21 protein-coding genes are annotated in these 20114 nt (G+C 31.5%); 5 read left to right on the forward strand and 16 right to left on the reverse strand.

Going from position 1 to position 20114, the window contains the following annotated elements; genetic code table 11:
• Window positions 1-796: 796 nt before the first annotated feature.
• From perR to bcp, 3 genes are all read right to left on the reverse strand, one after another.
• Window positions 797-1249 carry a peroxide-responsive transcriptional repressor PerR gene (gene perR, locus D9V42_RS12005; protein WP_017722825.1) on the reverse strand — a complete coding sequence of 151 codons (453 nt, stop codon included), beginning with the start codon at window positions 1247-1249 and terminating at the stop codon, window positions 797-799.
• 94 nt (window positions 1250-1343) lie between these two features.
• Window positions 1344-2294 (reverse strand): phosphoglycerate dehydrogenase, encoded by a 951-nt coding sequence (locus tag D9V42_RS12010; protein WP_122065130.1) that lies wholly within the window; start codon window positions 2292-2294, stop codon window positions 1344-1346.
• Between the two features lie 6 nt (window positions 2295-2300).
• Window positions 2301-2756 carry a thioredoxin-dependent thiol peroxidase gene (bcp, locus tag D9V42_RS12015; protein WP_122065132.1) on the reverse strand — a complete coding sequence of 152 codons (456 nt, stop codon included), beginning with the start codon at window positions 2754-2756 and terminating at the stop codon, window positions 2301-2303.
• An 82-nt stretch (window positions 2757-2838) separates the two neighbouring features.
• On the opposite strand from bcp, the gene D9V42_RS12020 reads away from it, so the two are divergent.
• Both D9V42_RS12020 and D9V42_RS12025 read left to right on the forward strand, forming a co-directional pair.
• A complete protein-coding gene (locus tag D9V42_RS12020) occupies window positions 2839-4128 on the forward strand; it encodes a glutamate-1-semialdehyde 2,1-aminomutase (protein WP_122065134.1) in 1290 nt (429 codons plus the stop codon).
• A 64-nt stretch (window positions 4129-4192) separates the two neighbouring features.
• On the forward strand, window positions 4193-5287 hold the full coding sequence (locus tag D9V42_RS12025; protein ID WP_107530796.1) for an FUSC family protein: 1095 nt from the start codon (window positions 4193-4195) through the stop codon (window positions 5285-5287).
• A 78-nt stretch (window positions 5288-5365) separates the two neighbouring features.
• Here the strand turns inward: D9V42_RS12025 and D9V42_RS12030 are convergent, their stop codons facing one another.
• The 3 genes from D9V42_RS12030 to mutY form a co-directional block, all read right to left on the reverse strand.
• A complete protein-coding gene (locus D9V42_RS12030) occupies window positions 5366-7102 on the reverse strand; it encodes an ABC transporter ATP-binding protein (RefSeq protein WP_122065136.1) in 1737 nt (578 codons plus the stop codon).
• 207 nt (window positions 7103-7309) lie between these two features.
• The gene (gene ntdP, locus D9V42_RS12035; RefSeq protein ID WP_017722819.1) at window positions 7310-7852 is read right to left on the reverse strand and encodes a nucleoside tri-diphosphate phosphatase; all 543 of its coding nucleotides are present in this window, start codon (window positions 7850-7852) and stop codon (window positions 7310-7312) included.
• Between the two features lie 67 nt (window positions 7853-7919).
• Window positions 7920-8966 carry an A/G-specific adenine glycosylase gene (gene mutY, locus D9V42_RS12040; protein ID WP_122065139.1) on the reverse strand — a complete coding sequence of 349 codons (1047 nt, stop codon included), beginning with the start codon at window positions 8964-8966 and terminating at the stop codon, window positions 7920-7922.
• Window positions 8967-9088: 122 nt separating this feature from the next.
• On the opposite strand from mutY, the gene D9V42_RS12045 reads away from it, so the two are divergent.
• Complete coding sequence (locus D9V42_RS12045) at window positions 9089-10066, forward strand: metal-dependent hydrolase (protein ID WP_107555519.1); 978 nt, start codon at window positions 9089-9091, stop codon at window positions 10064-10066.
• 164 nt (window positions 10067-10230) lie between these two features.
• Here the strand turns inward: D9V42_RS12045 and D9V42_RS12050 are convergent, their stop codons facing one another.
• From D9V42_RS12050 to D9V42_RS12080, 7 genes are all read right to left on the reverse strand, one after another.
• The gene (locus tag D9V42_RS12050) at window positions 10231-11058 is read right to left on the reverse strand and encodes a sugar ABC transporter permease (RefSeq protein ID WP_244204785.1); all 828 of its coding nucleotides are present in this window, start codon (window positions 11056-11058) and stop codon (window positions 10231-10233) included.
• A gap of 21 nt (window positions 11059-11079) precedes the next feature.
• Entirely contained in the window at window positions 11080-12612 is a 1533-nt protein-coding gene (locus D9V42_RS12055) for an ATP-binding cassette domain-containing protein (RefSeq protein WP_122065143.1), read from the reverse strand.
• 15 nt (window positions 12613-12627) lie between these two features.
• Complete coding sequence (locus tag D9V42_RS12060) at window positions 12628-12942, reverse strand: YfhH family protein (RefSeq protein WP_107530790.1); 315 nt, start codon at window positions 12940-12942, stop codon at window positions 12628-12630.
• The gene (gene recX / locus D9V42_RS12065) at window positions 12920-13738 is read right to left on the reverse strand and encodes a recombination regulator RecX (RefSeq protein WP_122065145.1); all 819 of its coding nucleotides are present in this window, start codon (window positions 13736-13738) and stop codon (window positions 12920-12922) included. The genes D9V42_RS12060 and recX overlap by 23 nt, the downstream gene beginning before the upstream one ends.
• Window positions 13739-13984: 246 nt before the next feature.
• Window positions 13985-14794 carry a monofunctional peptidoglycan glycosyltransferase SgtB gene (gene sgtB / locus D9V42_RS12070; RefSeq protein WP_107555515.1) on the reverse strand — a complete coding sequence of 270 codons (810 nt, stop codon included), beginning with the start codon at window positions 14792-14794 and terminating at the stop codon, window positions 13985-13987.
• Window positions 14795-15094: 300 nt separating this feature from the next.
• Window positions 15095-15613 (reverse strand): type 1 glutamine amidotransferase domain-containing protein, encoded by a 519-nt coding sequence (locus D9V42_RS12075; RefSeq protein WP_122065147.1) that lies wholly within the window; start codon window positions 15611-15613, stop codon window positions 15095-15097.
• An 86-nt stretch (window positions 15614-15699) separates the two neighbouring features.
• On the reverse strand, window positions 15700-15882 hold the full coding sequence (locus tag D9V42_RS12080) for an SE1561 family protein (protein ID WP_107555513.1): 183 nt from the start codon (window positions 15880-15882) through the stop codon (window positions 15700-15702).
• A 272-nt stretch (window positions 15883-16154) separates the two neighbouring features.
• Between D9V42_RS12080 and yfkAB the strand changes: the two genes are divergently transcribed.
• Window positions 16155-17294, forward strand: coding sequence for a radical SAM/CxCxxxxC motif protein YfkAB (yfkAB, locus tag D9V42_RS12085; RefSeq protein WP_167456108.1), 1140 nt, complete (start codon window positions 16155-16157; stop codon window positions 17292-17294).
• Window positions 17295-17442: 148 nt separating this feature from the next.
• Here the strand turns inward: yfkAB and D9V42_RS12090 are convergent, their stop codons facing one another.
• The 3 genes from D9V42_RS12090 to D9V42_RS12100 all read right to left on the reverse strand — a co-directional run bounded on the left by D9V42_RS12090 (window position 17443) and on the right by D9V42_RS12100 (window position 19512).
• A complete protein-coding gene (locus D9V42_RS12090; RefSeq protein ID WP_107557956.1) occupies window positions 17443-17964 on the reverse strand; it encodes an acyl-CoA thioesterase in 522 nt (173 codons plus the stop codon).
• Window positions 17965-18052: 88 nt separating this feature from the next.
• Window positions 18053-19291 (reverse strand): aminopeptidase, encoded by a 1239-nt coding sequence (locus D9V42_RS12095; protein ID WP_107555510.1) that lies wholly within the window; start codon window positions 19289-19291, stop codon window positions 18053-18055.
• Window positions 19292-19308: 17 nt separating this feature from the next.
• Window positions 19309-19512 carry a DUF1128 family protein gene (locus tag D9V42_RS12100; RefSeq protein WP_017723498.1) on the reverse strand — a complete coding sequence of 68 codons (204 nt, stop codon included), beginning with the start codon at window positions 19510-19512 and terminating at the stop codon, window positions 19309-19311.
• Window positions 19513-19646: 134 nt separating this feature from the next.
• Here D9V42_RS12100 and D9V42_RS12105 point away from each other — a divergent pair, with 134 nt between their 5' ends.
• Window positions 19647-20111 carry a low molecular weight protein-tyrosine-phosphatase gene (locus tag D9V42_RS12105; protein ID WP_107555509.1) on the forward strand — a complete coding sequence of 155 codons (465 nt, stop codon included), beginning with the start codon at window positions 19647-19649 and terminating at the stop codon, window positions 20109-20111.
• The last annotated feature ends 3 nt before the right edge of the window (window positions 20112-20114 follow it).

The following is a 20114-nucleotide window of genomic DNA, read 5'->3' on the forward strand; positions in this document are numbered from 1 at the left end:
TGTTGTGTTCGGAATTAACGTTGACATATTGCAATTCAGTTTTCAATGTTCATTAGTGTGTTACAAGAAATTATTTTATCATTAAGTTTTTGTTAAGTCAATGATAAATTTTTAATTTTTTTATTAAGTTTGTTTCGTTTTTCTCAACTCAACATTTACTATTATATAACTTACAAATGATATTCACAAGCGTTAATTTTACACTTTTTAAAATTCATTTTGTTTCAATCGATGTTGCAGTGCGTCTTGTTTTGACGACTTTTATATAGTATCAAGATTATTCCATATCGTCAATAATTATTACGAATCTTTTTAGTTGAATTTTACCTTTATATTCACTATTTAGTAAATAGATGTACAGATTTTTGAAATGGTGTAATAACATCGTATAACTATTTACTCGTTTTGATGTAATTTCTCATTTTAGCTAGTGAGGAAATGTATTTTTATATACAATCTCCCCCCTATATTTTAAATGATCATATTTTTTCAATAATACTTGTTTCTACTATAGAAAGAATTGAAATTAAAAAAAGAAACCAAGATATCAGATATCTCGGTTTCCACCTTTGTGCAAGACAATAACTAATTAGTACAAGTCGAACTTATTAAACAGTTTTTTAATTGATAATCAATTATATACCCATCTTAGTCTTAAAGATGCTAAATACTCATTTCAATCATAATTAGTTTTGTCAGTGCATAAAAGGAAATTAATTTCATAATATATTTGCTTATTTTTAATTTAGTTCCTTCATAACTATTAAATTAATCATTACTTCAACTATGGTTACGATTATTCTTTTTTATCTTGGCAATCTTTGCATAAACCATAAATTTCCATACGATGATGCGTTACATTAAAGTCTGTTACGTGTTGGGCTAATTGTTCTACCTCATCTAGTTGTGGATAATGAAAGTCTACGATTTTACCACAATCTTCACAAATAACATGGTAGTGATTGTGTGTACTGAAATCAAAACGACTTGATGAATCGCCATACGGTAATTCTTTAACTATCCCTATTTCTTTGAAGACACGTAAATTATTATATATAGTAGCAACACTTATATTTGGAAAATCAGGTGAAAGTGCTTGATAAATTTCATCGGCTGTAGGATGTGACTCTGAAGCAATTAAGAATTTAAGAATCGCTTGTCTTTGTGGAGTTATTCTCACGCCATTATTTCTTAAAGATGCAATTGAATCTTCTAGTTGATGTTCAACTGTTTCCATCTCTGCACTCATTTCCCTCACCATCTTTCTATTTAAGAATTATTATTACTTAATATTAATATAACTGTTAAATTAGGGAAATGTCAATATTCTTAGTCTAAACTCATTAATATCCGCTCTTTGGATCAACCAAATTCTCAATTAGTTTGTTATTATTGAGAATAGATGTTAGGTTTTCAATAAAAATCTCTGTTACTTCTGCTTTGTTTTCTGAGCCATTACCAGTAATATGAGCTGTTATCGTAACGTTCTCTAATTCATATAGTGGATTTTCTGAAGTTAATGGTTCATTTTCAAATACATCTAAATATGCATGTCTAATCAGTTTTTCATTTAATACTTCAACTAAAACTTCTTCTTTCACAATAGTTCCTCTACCTACATTAATAAATAATGCTTCGTTTTTCATCAATTCAAAATGACTTTTTGTAAGTAGATGTATTGTTTCGTTTGTTTCGGGAAGTGTGTTAACAATAATATCCGCTTCAGATATAACTTCCTTTAAATCTTTAATAGCGTATGTTTTACTAAAGCCTTCAACACTATGCGCATTTGTATTTATTCCAAGTACTTCCATATTCATAGTATTAGCTATTTTAGCGGTATTTTGTGCAATACTGCCTGTACCTAGAAACAATAAACGTTGACCACTTAATCTTTTACCGCTCATATTTGAATCATAATGCTTTTTAATTTGGTTTAAATAGGAAGTTCTCATTTTTTTATAATCATCTAAGATATATGCAAAGATAAACTCTGACATCTGTTTTGCATGTACACCTTTACCATTTGTAAGTTTTATATTATTTTCGTCAATAAATTTTAACGGAAGATTATTGACTCCTGTAGAGTACCAGGCTATCCATTTTAAATTTGGACAATCGCTTAAAAATGCAGCATCTAAATCACTATCGTAACCAAACAATATATCTAAAGTTTGTTTATCTTCATTATTGATACTAGAAACACCCGTTGTAAATACAAAGTCGACATTAGGAAAGCGTTCAATTAAATCAGTTTCTAGATCATCCATCCTCATTAAACTTACAGCTTTCATTTTAAATCACCCCAATATATCTTTTAGTTCTTCTATTTGAGTTTTCACTTTAACTTTATTAATTACATCTATAACAATTCCATTTTCATCTAAAACAAAAGTAGTTCTTACAATACCCATAGACTCTTTACCAAAAGATTTCTTTAATTGGTATACGCCAACTTCTTCAGAAAGTTTATAATCTTCGTCTACTAATAAATCAAAATTCAACTCTAACTTATTGCTAAAATTTTGGTGTTTCTTTTTACTATCTCCACTAATTCCATAAACATTTACATTTAATTCATTGAACATTTCAAGGTTATCTCTAAAATCACAAGCTTCCGTTGTACATGTCGGTGTATTATCTCTCGGGTAAAAATAAAGCACAGCCTTTTTACCTTTAATACTTTCATTTGATATTAACTCACCATTCTGATTTTCTAATTCAAATTTTGGAAACTGACTCCCTTTTTTTAACATTTCATTCACCCTATTTCTTTTTATTCTTTATTTTATGATACGATAATAGTCGTAAATATTAAATAAAAAGAGGTTGATAACTATGAAATTTACTGAAAGTGAAAATCTTCAGAAATTATCCGATGAATATATTTTAGGTGGTGTTAATTCACCTTCACGTTCATATAAAGCAGTTGGTGGTGGCGCACCAGTAATGATGCGTTCTGGACAAGGCGCATATCTTTACGATGTAGATGGAAACAAATATATTGATTACTTACAAGCATATGGTCCGATTATCACTGGACATGCACACCCACATATTACTAAAGCAATTCAAGAACAAGCTGCATTAGGTGTGTTATATGGCACACCTACTGAATTAGAAATTGAATTTGCCAAGAAATTACGTGGAGCAATCCCTTCATTAGAGAAAATTAGGTTTGTTAACTCTGGTACCGAAGCTGTAATGACCACTATACGTGTCGCACGTGCTTATACGAATCGAACTAAAATTATCAAGTTTGCCGGACAATATCACGGACATTCAGATTTAGTATTAGTGGCTGCTGGTAGCGGTCCATCACAATTAGGCTCACCTGATTCTGCCGGTGTACCTTTAAGTGTCGCTCAAGAAGTCATTACTGTGCCTTACAACGATATTGACGCTTACAAGGAAGCTATAGATTATTGGGGAGACGAAATTGCTGCAGTTCTAGTTGAACCGATTGTCGGAAATTTTGGTATGGTGAAACCACAACCTAACTTCTTAGAACAAGTTAATGAAATATCACATAACAATGGTAGTTTAGTAATATATGACGAAGTAATAACTGCATTTAGATTCCATTTTGGTGGAGCTCAAGACTTGTATAATGTTTATCCAGATTTAACTGCGTTTGGCAAAATTGTCGGAGGCGGCCTACCAATTGGTGGATACGGTGGTAGACAAGACATTATGGAACAAGTTGCCCCATTAGGGCCTGCATATCAAGCTGGCACAATGGCTGGAAATCCTTTATCTATGAAAGCTGGTATTGCGTTATTAGAAGTACTAGAACAAGAAGGTGTTTATGAAAAATTAGATAGCTTAGGTAAACGTTTAGAAGACGGACTGCTTTCATTAATAGAAAAACATCAAATCACAGCGACAGTTAATAGAGTATATGGTGCACTAACACTCTATTTTACAGAAGAAACTGTAACCCACTATGATCAGGCCGAAAATTCAGACGGAGAGGCTTTCGCTAAATTCTTTAAATTGATGCTAAACCAAGGTATAAACCTAGCACCTTCTAAATTCGAAGCTTGGTTCTTAACAACAGAACATACTGAAGAAGAAATAGATGCAACATTAAATGCAGCCGATTACGCCTTTAGTCAAATGAAATAAACTTGAATTTTAGCTCCAATCATTGTATAACAAGTATAAATACATTTATTAAGGAGCGGTACATTTGAAATTAGGAGCCCGTATTCTCAAGACAGGTATAGCCATTATACTTGCTTTGTTTATCGCTTCTCTATTACCTGATGAAGCTGGTTTAAAAGCAATCGCTGGGGTCAGTGCAGTCGTTGCTATGCAACCAAGCGTTTTTCGATCTATAAAAACTGTTTCTGACCAAGCGCTTGGTAATGTCGTTGGTGCATTACTTGCTGTAGCAATGGTTACGGTATTTGGAGATAACGTCATAATTATGGGTGTTACTGTCATACTTTTAATTGCTATACTTTTCCGTTTCAATTTAGCACATGTTGCTACATTAGCGAGTGTTACAGCGTTAATTATTATGGGACAGCACTCAGGAGATTTTTATGTTTCTGCATTTTATAGATTTGTACTAGTTATGATTGGTGTAATTAGTTCTTCAACAGTTAATCTATTATTCTTACCACCAAAATTTGAATCGAAAATTTATTACAACTCATTGAATATATGTTCTGATATTTTTGTATGGTTTAAACTCGTATTGAATGACACATCAGAATATCACCATATCAAAGAAGATAGAGGTGTAATAAGCGATCGCATTAAGAGACTTGAACAGACATTTAGTTATTATGAAGAAGAACGACCATTTACTAAAAAACAAGTATATGCGCAAAATCGTAAAAAGATACTTTTTAAAGAAGTCGTTCGCAGTACTCGTCATGCATATGAAGTACTAAAAAAAATGAATCGCTATCAAAACGATTTACACAATTTAAATCATGAATTATTACTACAAATTAAATTAGAACTCGATACACTAATTGCATATCATGAACAAATATTTATAAGTCTATCTAAAAAAGCTAAATATGATGTCAGTCAATTTGATAGTCAAATAGAAAATCCACAGAAAAAAGAACTTATGGATGCTTTTCAAAAAGAAATAATTAAAAATCCATATCAAACGGTATATTCCTATGCCAATATTATGCAAATTATATCTGCTATAGAAGAATATCGCTATACACTAGAACACTTAGACAGACTACGCATCAGTTTCTTCTCTTATCATAATAACGATAATGAAATTGATATTTTAGATGAAGATTTCGACTTATAAGAAAAGCCCGAGGTTGTGTCATTACAACAGCCTCGGGCTTTTTATATCATTTGTTTAAATCAGCAGAAACGTACGATTCTACAAATTTTGTATACTATAAAGATGTTCATAGGCACCTTTTTTAGCTAATAACGCTTCATGTGTACCTGTTTCAACAATCTCTCCATTTTCAACTACCACAATTTTATCAGCATGCGTAATAGTTGAAAGTCTATGTGCGACTATCAATGTCGTACGATTTTCACTTAAAATATTTAATGCATCCTGAATAATAGATTCACTCTCTAAATCTAACGCACTTGTAGCTTCATCTAAAATAATAATTGGTGGGTTGTTTAAGAAAATACGAGCGATAGATACACGTTGTTTCTGTCCACCGGAAAGTTTTACGCCTCTTTCCCCAACTTCTGTATCATAGCCTTCAGATAATTCCATGATGAAGTCATGGGCATTAGCCATTTTTGCAGCTTTTATTACTTCTTCATCTGTGGCATCAGGACGACCTAATAAGATATTCTCTTTTATTGTATCTGAAAATAAGATGTTATCTTGTTGGACTAAGCCTATTTGATTTCTCAAACTTCCAGTTAAATATGATTTGATGTTGGTACCATCAATTTTTATTTCACCATCTGTTACATCATAAAATCTTGGAATCAGATTGATTAAAGTAGATTTTCCTCCACCACTCATACCAACAAATGCCACAGTTTCACCTTGATTAATTTCTAAATTTATATTATTTAAAATTGTTGACTCTTCTGAGTTATATTTAAAACTTACATCATTTAACTCTATATGACCTTTATTAATTTCAATTGATAATGCACCTTTTTTATTTTTAATGTCATAACCTTCATCCATCAATTGGAAAACACGGTCCATTGAAGCAAAACTTTGTGTCAATGTTGTAAATGAAGATACAAGTCTACGTAACGGACCAAATAATTGCTCCAAATAGCCGACAAATGCAGCCAATGTCCCAACAGTTATTGAGCCATTGATAGCTAAAAATGCACCTGAGCCAATAACAATTAACGGCCCTATATCAGTTACTGTATTAATTGCTGAGAAGGAATAAGCATTCCAACGTGTATGATTAAATGCTCTTTGCAAGAAATTACGGTTATGTTTATCAAAATTTTGCGCTTCATTATCTTCAATGGCAAAACTTTTAATAACAGACATACCTTGTACACGTTCATGTAAAAAACCTTGAACTTCCGCTAATGCTTGTGATCTCTTTCTAGTTAAACTTCTTAAACGACCGAAGAAAAAGTAAACAGTTAGTATATACACTGGGAAAATCACAAGTGCTGCTAGTGTTAATTTTACATCTAAGAAAAACATAATGGAAAGTGCAATCACAATAGTGATACAGTCCAACCAAATATTCATCAATCCTGTTAAAATAAAATCTTTTGTTTGCTCGACATCATTGATTACTCTAGATATAACCTGTCCTGCTTGGTTATTTGCATAAAATCTAGCACTTAATGCTTGTAAATGGTTATAAAGTCTTCTGCGTATATCATATAAAATCTTATTGCTTGTCCACTGTGCTAAATATTGTCTTAAAAATTCAATTGGCGGTCGTACAATTACAAAAATAAATACTGCAATGCCCAAAGCAATAGCTAATCTTGTAAATTTCTCTTCTACCGAAATTGAATTATTATTAATAATATCGTCAATAACGTATTTTATTAATAATGGAATCAACATCGGAATCCCAAATTTTAAAATACCAACAAGTATCGTAGCAATGATTCGCCATTTATATGGTTTTACAAATTGTAAATATCTACGAATCATATATTTCATTCCTCCCCCAAACTTGATAGCAAATGAAACAGCCTACGTTGAGCTATCAACGAGGCTGTAGTAAACGCGTTATCTTAGTTTGTTTATCATTTCATTCGCGCGCATACGATTATTTATATCAAACATGTTTTGCCATGCCTAAATAGCTCATACGCATATCACTATAAATGATAATGTAATTAAAAACATTAAATGTGCTTAATAATTTCTAATTTTTTTATATCGTTCACGCCAAACTTTTATAAAATCGGGAGCAAACGGACCTTTCTTCTGTTCAATCCATTGTTGTAATATATCAACGTTACGTCTTAAAATCACGTCGATATCTGAAGAATAATTCATTTGTCTCATATGCTGTTCATACTCATCTTCATCTAATAAATGATACTTACCGTTTGGATAAACTTTAATATCCAAATCATAGTCAATGTATTTTAACGCCTCTTCATCACAAACAAACGGTGATGACAAGTTACAATAATAATACACACCATCTTCTCTAAACATACAAATAACATTAAACCAATATTCAGAATGGAAATAAACAATTGCTGGCTCTCTAGTTATCCATGTGCGACTATCACTTTCAGTAACAAGCGTATGATCATTTCCACCTATTACAACATGTTCCGTACCTTTTAATATAGTAGTTTCAGACCAAACACGATGTATATTACCATCATGTTTATAACTTTGAATCTTAATTGTCTGACCTTCTTTAGGTATGGATTCTTTTACCATGCTCCACACCACCTTTTCTTAATTTCACAATATAAATTATAACATAATTATGGATTCAACAACGAGTCTAACCATGTGTCGAAATGAATTTAAATATTTTCGACATACTCACAGGAAAATTAAACATTTCTTTCTCATTAACGTGCATCCATGTCATATTTTCAGGTAAATCAACATCCATTTTATTAATTACTTTATCCGCTAAGTATACTTCAATATCCCATGTAATATGAGTAAACTGATGCTTCAATTTATAAATAGGGACTTCTGAAAATTGGAGATTTGTATTAAGTTTTGTATTAATATTTTCTGCTTCGTCCGCTTCATACATTGGAAATTCCCACATATGATTTAACAATTTCTGCATTCTTTTTTCTATTAATAATTGATTATCTTCATTTCTAACAATATATACATGTTGCTTTACATGTTTCTTTTTAATTTTCGTTGTTTTTACAGGTAAGTTCTCGACAGTCCCTTTTTCAAATGCTTCACAATTCTCTTGTACAGGACAAAATAAACACAGTGGATTTTTAGGTGTACAAACTAAAGCTCCTAATTCCATCATAGCTTGATTAAATGTACCTGAATCTTGTTCAACATATGGTTGCAATTCTTTTTCATATGTTTTCCTTGTTGATTGCAATTTAATATCTTTAGTATCATTATTTAATCTTGACCATACTCTAAAGACATTTCCATCAACAGTTGCTAAAGGTAAATTAAATGCGATGCTCATCACTGCGGCTTGTGTATATGGTCCTACACCTTTCAGCTCACCAAATACTTGTGGTGAAGTGGGCACTTGTCCACGATGGTTTGCATGGACATCTTTAATTGCAGTATGAAAATTTCTCGCTCTACTATAATAACCTAAGCCTTCCCAATACTTTAGCACTTCCTCTTCGTCTGCGTTACTTAAATCTTCAATTGTAGGAAAACGATTAATAAATCTATGATAATAATCTATAACAGTTTTTACTTGTGTTTGTTGCAACATGACTTCACTTAACCAGATATAATAAGGATTTGAAGTTTCTCTCCATGGCATTTCGCGTTGATTGGTGTCAAACCATGTTACAAGATTGTTTTTAAATTTCTGTTCATTAAACATTTTCCACATCTCTTTCTTTAGTTTAGTAAAAGTTTTTTATGATTAACATAGTATGTTATTTTTAAAATTATGCATATTCGATTATAATGAATATAATATTGACATGAAATGAGTGAATACTTATGGATACAGGAACACATATAGTCATGGGTATCGGACTCACTGCATTAGCTACCCAAGACCCAGCTATGGCAGGTTCTTTTGCAGCAACAGCTACAACGTTAGTAGTTGGTTCATTAATACCTGATGGTGACACGGTTTTTAAATTAAAAGATAATGCTACTTATATATCCAATCATAGAGGGATAACACATTCAATACCTTTTACAATTCTATGGCCTTTATTAATTACACTTTTCATTTTCACATTTTTTAAAAATGTAGATACCACACATGTTTGGTTATGGGCTCAACTTGCTGTATTTCTTCATGTATTTGTAGATATCTTCAATTCTTATGGTACACAAGCGCTTAGACCGGTTACTAATAAATGGATTCAGTTAAGCGTAATCAATACGTTTGATCCTATTATTTTTATATTATGGTGCATAGGCATACTATTTTGGTTAATTGGTATTCATCCATATGTCGCTTTCTTCCCTATCATCGCTATTCTTGTAGTATATTATATGATACGTTTTAGAATGCAAGCGATAATTAAACAACAAGCATTGAAGCAAATTAAGCAAGAACATAATCCTGTAAAAGTTTTTGTAGCACCCACTATTCGTTTTATGCAATGGCGCGTTGCTATTCAAACTGAAGAACACGATTATGTAGGAAGAAGTTACGGGCGTAATATAGTATTCAGTGATAAAGGTAAACGACAATCATTTCCTAATGATGATTTAATGCAATATGTAAAGAATGATAAAAACATCAGAACTTTCCTTAATTTTTCTTCTATTTATCGCTGGCAAGCCAAAAAATTAGAAGATGGTACTACTGAAATAAGGCTAGTTGATTTACGCTATTTAAAAAATGGTCACTATTCTTTTGTTGCTATTGCTCACTTAGATAAAAGTATGCAGATAGACCATTCATACATTGGTTGGGTATTTAGCGAAGATAAATTACAACGTAAATTATTTGCAAAGTAAAAATCAATATTTCATTAATAAAACTGGAGGCACACGTTATTTTTTAACGGTTGCCTCCAGTTTTCTGTTTCATATTCAAATATTAGCTTTAAAACAAAGCAAATAATACTTTAATTTAAAAGTCATCTATAATTTGAATTTTTCATACTATTAAGGTTATACACTTAATATTCTGTTGTATGTTGTGTTTCATCATTTTGTTGATTTTCTTGTGTAGTCTCTTCCTTACTTGAAAGTGATTGCGCATAGACATATTTTTTGTGCGCTATTATTCTATACAATGCATAGATAAACACACAGATCATTGCTAAAAACAAAACAAAATATAAATGATATGGAATATTATTTAAACTCAATGCACCTAACACTACAGATTGTGAAATACCTTCAACCAGATAAAACAAAGGGTTCAGCATTAAAATATGCAACCATATGGAGGTATCACTATTAGGAATAAAAATAATTGGCACAGTAAAGAACATTATAAATGTAACAACATAGAATATAATATCAACTTTACTTTGTATAATTGAAATTAAGCCTAAAAGTGTAGATATCACTACTATAAACAGCATAGTCATAACAACATAAAATAATGCAGAGTATATAGAACTTTCAATATTAACTGGCGTTGCTAAGATAATAATTATGAGTGTAATCAACATAGTTACACTTGTAACAATCGCAATAAGAATATTTTGGTAAATAGGGTTTAAATTAAATAATTTCACTATAAAATAATCGGTTTTAAATGTGTTGTAACTTTGGTATATCGCAACCCAAATAAACGCAAAACAGACTAATGAAGATAATCTAAAATAACCACGTGCTTGCTTAATTTCTTCAGTACCACTTAAATGAAATATCAACATCATTATAAGTAACATAGCAATGCTTACCACGAACGGTATTGCTAACCACATCCACTTTGATTTCAAACGATGATATGCATGTTTCATTAAATATGGCGTATTTTTTAAATAGCTAATCATACTATCAATCATCTTTTACACCTACAATTCAATATAAATCCATTTATTATGCTTTAAATCTGCCATGAAATAACCATCGCCTGACTTAGTAATCCAGAAGTTATTTTCAATATCAAATTTGTCTTTCAATTCTTTTTTATCTTTAATAGGGAAAGTGAAACCAGTTAATTTATTTTGATCGTCAAAAATCATAGAAATTGGTTGTTGCACAATTGGTACATTAAAACGATTATCTTTCCCATTTTCAGGTACAAGCGAGTCAGTTACTTTATTATGCTTTTTATGCAAATGACTGTTAAAAAACTCATTGTAATTACTATAATTCGTATGCATATACGGTGCTAATGATTTCAAGCTATGTTCTTCAAATAATCCCGCTGGATCAAAATAGCGTAATTTATTTTTGGCAATTTTATAATTGGTATTATCTACAACAATACGATAATTTTTAGAATTTTCACCAGTGATCGTTACAAATGAATATTGATCTGCATTTATTTTCTTACCATTGTTCATGTTTTCTAAATTAACGGCATCATTTAATACAATACCATACGCCAATTTCTCTTCATATGGGTTTTTCTGTTGATTTTGAATAGAAGCTTGGTCTTGATTTTCACCAATTTCAAGTTTACCTAAATCATTAAACATCAATAATGCCATAAATAACAGGCCCATAAAGAAAACCGTAAATAAAGTCCAAAAGCGAACCAATGCAACAGGCGGCTTTGCGTGTTTATAACGTTCAATTCTCCTAAAATTATAAGTCAATTCTGGAATTCTTGTTCTACTTTTTTTCCAGTCCACATCAAAATTATCTTTCTCTTGTTCATTCTTTAATGATTGTCTATCCTTTTCATGTTCTTTAAACACAGGCAATACTTGTTTGATTGAACCTTCCATTCTTAATTGTCCGTGAGAAATCCAAGCTAAATAATTACTAGCTCTTGAAATGCGATTTACATCATCATCTATCATAACTATTGTTAAGTTATGATTTATGTATTCATCTGTTAATTCAATTGCTTTTTCAAAATAACTTTCATCCAAATTATGTAAGATTTGATTCATGATAATAATGCTAGCTTTAGACGTCCTAGCCAACGTAAATTGTAATTGAGCATACTGTTGATCGGTTAAAGAATTAATTGGTGCATTTGTTGCGTCATGTAGATGTGAAAACTTTATTATTTGTTCTACTTTATGTTCAGAAGTGTTGTATTGGAATAATGTAATTGCATTTTTTACATAATCACTTACAGATAAAGATAGCAACGATTTATCTTCAATATCCGCGAAAAACATGTCTGTCTTTCTCACAACTTTACCCTTATCTGGTTTGATTTCACCGCTCAACAAACGACCTATCAATGATTTAGAGGAATCGATTTCACCAATTATACCTAAGGCTTCACCTTGATAGATATGTAGGTTAATATTATTCAATTCTATATCTTCTGCATCATAACCAAAGGGTTGATACCATTTTTTGGATTTTCTATTTCTATAATAATGCGTTACATTCAGTAACTTTAATATAATTGAACTACCCATCCTATCTTCATCCTTCTATAATTTTAATAATGCAATAGGTAAACCTTCTTCAGGTTCTGCACTTTTAATTCTAAAGCCCCATGCAAACACACCTTTTAATCTTTCAACTTTAAAATAGCTTCCTGTGCCATCATTTAATTTATATATTTTTCCTAGTTCAATTTTTGTTCTATCAACTAAGTAGCTTTCTGCAATTATAACTTTACTTTGATAGACATCGTATTCATTTAAAATACCATTCATTTCTGCTTTTCTCATTTTTTCTTTATAACTTTGAATTTCGTGACGTAATTCTATTTCACTCATTTCACTCAATTTCTTCTGTTCCATCGACTATACCACTCTCTTCTAATTTACCTTTAATTTTATCATATTTATAGCCTTTTCTCATGAGGCCTTCAATGGTTTTATTAATCAATTTTCTGCCCGAATATTTTCTAGACTGTTTGTTATATACTTTCTCTAATTCTTGTTGTAATAAACCATCTAATTCTTCTTCTGGTTGAGAAAAATCCATTTCATCCATAACTTCTTTAATCTTTTCAAATGAGTATCCTTTTTGCATTAATGACTGAGTTAATTTTTCTTTTCTCTTTACTACTGGTCCCTTTTTTTGCTTTAAAATCTTATTTGCTACTTTAACAACCGCTTCTAATGGTTGTTCTGCTTCATATTTATCTACATAATCATCTATAATCATTTGTTCGACGCCAGCTTCACGTAATTTTTCTTTGAAAATACCTGGACCTTTGTCAGTAGTTAAAATCATAGTGTTTTTTAAGCTATTTGCATAATCATTATGGTGAATCAAACGTTGATCATGACAGTATTCTATTACCTTTGCTATTACAGATTCTGAAACTTCTTTTTTTTGTAAATGTTGTATAACTTCATGATCTGTTCTTTTCCGATAAGATATATATTGAATCGCTGTATTTACAGCTTGTCTATATTGATCATAGTTTTGAATTTTTTCCATATCTTGCGCTTCGACCACTTGGTCTTTTTTTAAATTGAAATGAATATACGTATCCATATCGATACCCATTTCAAATTCACCATCTAAATATAAATTAAAGCGCTCTTTATTCTTTTTCTGTACTTCTATTTTAGTAATTTTAGGCATAATCCTCACTCCACTTATTAGGATAACTTATATTGTTTATGAATGGAATTATAGTGTCTAGTATATTTAAAATTAATTTTAATTCATAATATGTATTACTAAATTATAGCATTAATAGCCTAAAAATTTTATCCATATTAGGATGAACAACATATATCAGTTTGTAGATGCTTAATCCAAAATATAGAAAAAGCAGCAATATGCTATCCATCTTAGTACTAGATTTCATATTGCTACTTTATTTAGTTAAACACCTAATTCTTGTATAGCATTTTCATATTGTTCATTTGTTATATAATCTTGTTGTTTCATTTTTTCCAAATCTGTTTTAACTCGATTAATAAAATTCCCTGACATATCGTTTATGTCATACACACTTGGCGCATTAATTTTACTTGCTAAGATTGCGCTTTGTAAAACTGATATTTGTGGTAAATTAGGGTTGTTCTTATCTGTTGTCACCCCAAAATAATGATTCGCTGCAGATTCTACAGTATACTGATCGCTACCAAAATATATATTGTTCACATAAAAACTTAACACTTCATTTTTATCATAATTTTTTTCTACTCTATGCGCGACAAATAATTCTTTGACTTTCCTAGTAAATGACTGTTCATTATCGTAGTAATAATTTTTCACCACTTGTTGTGTGATGGTACTTCCACCTTGAACACTTTTATCACTTAGTGTTGAAAAAAGTGCTCTTGAAGTTCCTTTGAAATCAAATCCGTGATGTTTATAAAATCGTTCATCTTCCATAGCAATAAATGCGCCTTTTGTATAATCAGGCATATTTGAAGCAGAAACAAAGCTTTCTTTGTCTTCAATTGTTTTTAATTCATCAACATCTGCTCTTAAAGACAGAGCATACATTGCACCAATAAAAACGCCTATTATCAGAATGATTGGCATTAATAGTTTAAATAACAACCCGATGCCTTTTTTCTTTTTCTTTGGCTTACTAACAGGTTGTGAGTAAGTATTGTGGTGCGGTATATTCGAACCTTTTGCTTTATAGTGTTTACTTTCTTTATATCGATCGCTTCTTTTCATGCGGTAGCTCCTTTATGTTGCTCTCATATCATTATAAGTGAGTTTATCAATAGTTTAAACGTTTATCTAGAGCTAATTGTAAAAATCAGTCCAAGGGTGTATGCCATCCTCAACATGAAGTTTTACATTATAATCAAACCACATAAAATAACTTACATTTCCATAAAAAAACTGGAAAAACAGTGACACTTACATATTATTTCATGATAAATTTAAAAATATCACTTACCAATATGCGTTATCATATGTTTTTCCAGTTATGGAAAATTAAACCACTATTTTATTTAATTAACGTTACTTTTAGTCGTTAAGTTGATTTACAATCTCTCTATTAAAATCATCTAAATCATCTGGTGTACGACTCGTAACGATATTTTTATCTACCACTACAGATTCGTCGACAACTTGTGCTCCGGCATTAGCCAAATCCTTGCGGACGTTTAATACTGCAGTTAATGTACGACCATTTAAGTCATCAGTATCTATTAGAATTTGTGGTCCGTGGCAAATCGCAAAGGTTGGAACATCGTTTTTAGTAAAGTATTTTGCAAATGTGCCGTATCTACCTTCAGAATCTCCACGCAAGTGGTCAGGTGAAAATCCACCAGGAATCAATAATCCATCATAGTCTTCAGGTTTAGCATCTGCAATACTTAAATCTACTGTAACTTTTTCACCGTGTTTGCCGACTACTTCGCTATTTGCTTCATCGCCAATTACAACTGTTTCATGTCCTGCTTCTTCAATTGCTTCTTTAGGACTTGTTAATTCGCTATCTTCAAATTCATTCGTTACTATGATTGCTACTTTTTTCGCCATGTATAATCACCTTTCTCTATTTAAGTTCTACATATAATATAGACTAAATAACTAGGATTTAAACATAGTTTCTTATTTTCATTTACTTATGCGTTATTTGAGTCAGAAGAGCTTGAAACAGTTTTAACTTTTTCTTCTAGTTGATCGAGCAAGCCAATCCACTCATCAATATCTTCTACTTTAACTTCATCTGGATTAACATGGTCAATGTCATCGATAAATTTTTCTAATCTAGCCTTTATTTGATCAATTGTTTGATTTTCATCCATTTTTAAAAATGACTCCTTTTTTTATGATAGTTATATCCTAACATGGATTTGACAAATTTTGGTATAGTCTTAATAATATTAAATTGAATGTCTGGTTTGTTTAATGTTTTCATTCCTCCAAAATCATACATACATCATTTTATAAATCACATCACTACTTATAAATTAAATTATTTATTATGCTATGATGCAATTACTAAAATATATTTATTTTCAATTATCCTAAGTACAAAGTTAATAAAAAGGAAGTTTAATTTATGCTAAATCTACACATGACTAATTCAAAGAAACCAATTTCAATAAACAATGACCCTTGGGAAGCTTACAATGACATGCAAGAACACAATCGTTTAACGTTAAGTAATATAGAGTTTACTACGACTAATTTATGTAATATGCGTTGTAGTCACTGTGCGGTTGGTTATACATTGCAAACAGCCGACCCTGACCCACTGCCTATGGACTTAATTTATCGTCGCCTTGATGAGATACCAGATCTTAAAACAATGTCGATTACTGGTGGAGAACCTATGTTTTCGAAGAAATCTATTAAAAATGTCGTTAAACCATTATTAAAATATGCTTACGACCGTGGTATCTATACGCAAATGAATTCGAATCTTACATTACCACTAGATCGCTATTTAGATATCGCTGAATATATAGACGTTATGCACATTTCCCACAATTGGGGTACCATCGATGAATTTACAGACGTTGGTTTTGGAGCCATGGATAAACAACCTCCTTTAAAAGCCAAACTTAAATTATATGATCAGATGCTTACAAATTCTAGCACTCTCTCTGATCAAGGTATGTTTGTCTCAGCTGAAACAATGTTAAATCAAAGTACTGTACCACATCTTGAAAAGATTCATAAAGAAATCGTTAATGATATGAAATGTCAGCGACATGAAATTCACCCGATGTATCCTGCAGATTTTGCAAGTCAATTAGACGTATTATCACTTAAAGACATGAAAGCAGCGATACACCAACTTTTAGATTTACGTGATCCAGACTTATGGATGCTATTTGGTACGCTACCCATTTATCCATGTATTAATGACGAAAATGACCAAGCGTTGCTTCAACGTTTGCGTGATACGCCAAATGTCACAATGCGCAATGACCCAGATGGTAGAAACAGATTAAATATTAATGTGTTTACAGGTAATGTGATTGTCACAGATTTCGGAGACGAAAACGGCACTATTTCAAATATTAAAAATGATAAATTACCCGATGTATTTAACCATTGGTTAAATTCCTCACTCGCACAATCACTGAATTGTCATTGTTCATCATTTAGTTGTCTTGGCCCTAATGTTCTTGTAAAAAACATGTATTATCCAAAAACTGATTTTAAAGAAAAAGAAAAAGATATGCACTCATTACATACGATGCTTTAAATACTAATCAAATGTATCGTATAGTTTAAATTCAATTATAAAAATAAAATGGGCTCGAGCTATACTAATATGATAAAAAAACGGCTAAGATCATTAATGGTCCTAGCCGCTTTTTTTATCATTATATTAGATTTCGTCGTTCCAATCTCTATTTCATATTTTGAGCATTTGCTAAGAATGCTATGGTTTCTTTACTTTCATTTCTACGTTCTTTTCTACGTTTCACTCGTGCAAGCGCCGTGTCATGAAACCACATTTCAGTTTGTGTCTCTGGATAAACTTGAGGTACCTCTTGTGGTTTACCATCCTCATCTAGTGCAACAAAAGTTAAAAAGCTTAACGCTGCTAAATGTCGCTCATTTCGTATAATATCTTCTATAATGATTTGTACACAAACCTCCATTGATGATTGTCCTGCATATGACACCATAGCTTCATATGACACAATATCACCAGTTTTAATCGGTTTTAAAAAATCTACAGAATCTGTTGAAGCTGTTACTACTTGAGAATTACTATGTTTCGTTGCAGTTATTGCAGAAATTTCGTCCACATTTGCCATCAACATACCACCAAACATTGTATGTAAATGGTTTGTATCTTGCGGAAATACTTGTCGTTCCTTAACACTTCTTGATTCAGACATTGACTTACGCTTTACATTTCCCATAATATAATCCATTCCTTTGCTTTTAACTAATAAAAATCAGCGTTCTGAAATCACATCAAAACACTGTAAATTTATAAACCGTTATATCTTACTTTGCCCAATTTCCCTGTTCAAATACTAGTTCTTTTTCATCATTTTGTGTAATGCCATAAATAGTTAAATCGCGGCTACCAATCATAAAATCGACATGAACCAACGAATCATTAAGTCCGTGTTCTATTTTTTCATCCGTTGTCATTTCTGTGCCGCCTTCAATATTGAAAGCATATGCCGCACCTAAAGCAATGTGGCATGAAGCATTTTCATCAAATAATGTATTATAATAAATCGTATTTCTGTTTGATATTGGTGAATCATCAGGTACAAGTGCTACTTCTCCTAAACGTTTTGCACCTTCATCAGTATTTAACAAGTCGCGTAATACTGACTCTCCTTTTTCAGCTTTAAAGTCAACTACAGCGCCATCTTTAAATGTTAACGTAAAATTATCAATAATGTTGCCATTATGGCTTAAAGGCAATTTATTCGTAACATAACCATTAACTTTCAATCGATGTGGTGCAGTGAAAACTTCTTCTGTAGGTATGTTAGCTACAAAAGCTTGACCTTCACTTGTATAACTCGTAGCATCTTCCCAAATATGCCCTTCAGGTAAACCAATCTCTAAATCTGTACCTTCTGACACATAATGAAAAGCTTTATAGTTTTTAAGTTGCAACCTTTTAGCATGTTGACTTAAATTGTCCACGTGTTTTTGCCAATTCGTAACTGGATCGTTACCATCTACACGCACAATATCTAGTACTTCATCAATAAATTTATAGTATGCGTCTGTTTCTGATAGTTCTGGATAGACACGTTTTGCCCATGCTTTAGATGGAAATGCTGCTACACACCAAGGAAATTGATTTTTTTGACTCGCTTCCATATACCCTTTATATGCCATTGAATACTCTCGTTGAAAAGCGGATAATTTATCTCCATCTATACCACTTAATAAATCAGGGTCTTTAGTAATTAACGCAAGATTTGCTGCACCTCTTTTAACATAATCCATGCGTTTTTCAACTTCATATGATTTAACTTCATTTTGCTCAAAATGTTCTACTGTTTCATTTTCAAATTTCAAACGTGATAACCTATCATCACTATATTCGACTTTAACGTCAGAAGCACCACGTTGATAAGCAGCTTCTACTATGTAATGTGTTAACTCAAGCGCATCAACGCTCGAACGAATAAATACTGGTTGATCTTTTTGAACATTCATACCTACACCTACTAAAAGTTCGGCATATTGTTTGAGTTTATCTTGTAATTGAGTCATATATACTCACTCCATTCCTATTGACGAATCTGACCAAGTGCCTCTGCAATAGCTGATGCTTCACTTGGCGTAAATGACGCCTTTGATGTTACATAATCATAAATTTCACGAATCTCTTGTTCATTCGCTGTTTTAAACTTCTCCGGATCAATCACGCTTTGATTCACAAGATTTAAGCGCCCTCTTATTTCGTCTATCATTTGCTCATTATTATTTGCCAAATTATTCACCTCTTTTTTTCTCATTTTATCAAATTTAACTACCTTGTAAAACTTTTATCATAATTCCCCCTTTAGAAATGATTGAAAAAGCTTTAAAATGGGAATGAGGATTATATAAATTTGGAGGTACTCATATGACAACTGTAGCATTCGTGTGTCTAGGTAACATATGTCGCTCACCTATGGCAGAAGCCATTATGCGACAAAAATTACTAGATAGAAACATTCAAGATATCAATGTATCCTCTAAAGGTACAGGGAAATGGAATTTAGGAGAACCTCCTCATGAAGGGACTCAAGCCATTCTAAACGCGCATAACATACCATTCGATGGTATGATTAGCGAATTGTTTCAACCTAATGATGACTTTGACTATATCATTGCAATGGATCAAAGTAACGTAGAGAACATTAAACAAATCAATCCTAACATTAAAGGTCAATTATACAAATTGTTAGACTTTAGTGATATGGACGAGACTGATGTGCCGGACCCTTATTATACAAATAATTTCGAAGGTGTTTATAAAATGGTACAATCATCTTGTGATAATTTAATTAATTTTATAATTAAAGATGCAAACTTAAGAGAGGGGTAAAAT

The sequence above is a fragment of the Staphylococcus pseudoxylosus genome (assembly GCF_003697915.1).
In the GTDB taxonomy this organism is placed as follows: domain Bacteria; phylum Bacillota; class Bacilli; order Staphylococcales; family Staphylococcaceae; genus Staphylococcus; species Staphylococcus pseudoxylosus.

Bases quoted from the DNA above. Each gene is read 5' to 3' on its own strand.
- perR (WP_017722825.1), bottom strand. From the start codon at position 1,249: ATGAGTGCAGAGATGGAAACAGTTGAACATCAACTAGAAGATTCAATT.
- D9V42_RS12010 (WP_122065130.1), bottom strand. From the start codon at position 2,294: ATGAAAGCTGTAAGTTTAATGAGGATGGATGATCTAGAAACTGATTTA.
- bcp (WP_122065132.1), bottom strand. From the start codon at position 2,756: ATGTTAAAAAAAGGGAGTCAGTTTCCAAAATTTGAATTAGAAAATCAG.
- D9V42_RS12020 (WP_122065134.1), top strand. From the start codon at position 2,839: ATGAAATTTACTGAAAGTGAAAATCTTCAGAAATTATCCGATGAATAT.
- D9V42_RS12030 (WP_122065136.1), bottom strand. From the start codon at position 7,102: ATGATTCGTAGATATTTACAATTTGTAAAACCATATAAATGGCGAATC.
- ntdP (WP_017722819.1), bottom strand. From the start codon at position 7,852: ATGGTAAAAGAATCCATACCTAAAGAAGGTCAGACAATTAAGATTCAA.
- mutY (WP_122065139.1), bottom strand. From the start codon at position 8,966: ATGTTTAATGAACAGAAATTTAAAAACAATCTTGTAACATGGTTTGAC.
- D9V42_RS12045 (WP_107555519.1), top strand. From the start codon at position 9,089: ATGGATACAGGAACACATATAGTCATGGGTATCGGACTCACTGCATTA.
- D9V42_RS12050 (WP_244204785.1), bottom strand. From the start codon at position 11,058: ATGATTAGCTATTTAAAAAATACGCCATATTTAATGAAACATGCATAT.
- D9V42_RS12055 (WP_122065143.1), bottom strand. From the start codon at position 12,612: ATGGGTAGTTCAATTATATTAAAGTTACTGAATGTAACGCATTATTAT.
- D9V42_RS12060 (WP_107530790.1), bottom strand. From the start codon at position 12,942: ATGGAACAGAAGAAATTGAGTGAAATGAGTGAAATAGAATTACGTCAC.
- recX (WP_122065145.1), bottom strand. From the start codon at position 13,738: ATGCCTAAAATTACTAAAATAGAAGTACAGAAAAAGAATAAAGAGCGC.
- sgtB (WP_107555515.1), bottom strand. From the start codon at position 14,794: ATGAAAAGAAGCGATCGATATAAAGAAAGTAAACACTATAAAGCAAAA.
- D9V42_RS12075 (WP_122065147.1), bottom strand. From the start codon at position 15,613: ATGGCGAAAAAAGTAGCAATCATAGTAACGAATGAATTTGAAGATAGC.
- D9V42_RS12080 (WP_107555513.1), bottom strand. From the start codon at position 15,882: ATGGATGAAAATCAAACAATTGATCAAATAAAGGCTAGATTAGAAAAA.
- yfkAB (WP_167456108.1), top strand. From the start codon at position 16,155: ATGACTAATTCAAAGAAACCAATTTCAATAAACAATGACCCTTGGGAA.
- D9V42_RS12090 (WP_107557956.1), bottom strand. From the start codon at position 17,964: ATGGGAAATGTAAAGCGTAAGTCAATGTCTGAATCAAGAAGTGTTAAG.
- D9V42_RS12095 (WP_107555510.1), bottom strand. From the start codon at position 19,291: ATGACTCAATTACAAGATAAACTCAAACAATATGCCGAACTTTTAGTA.
- D9V42_RS12105 (WP_107555509.1), top strand. From the start codon at position 19,647: ATGACAACTGTAGCATTCGTGTGTCTAGGTAACATATGTCGCTCACCT.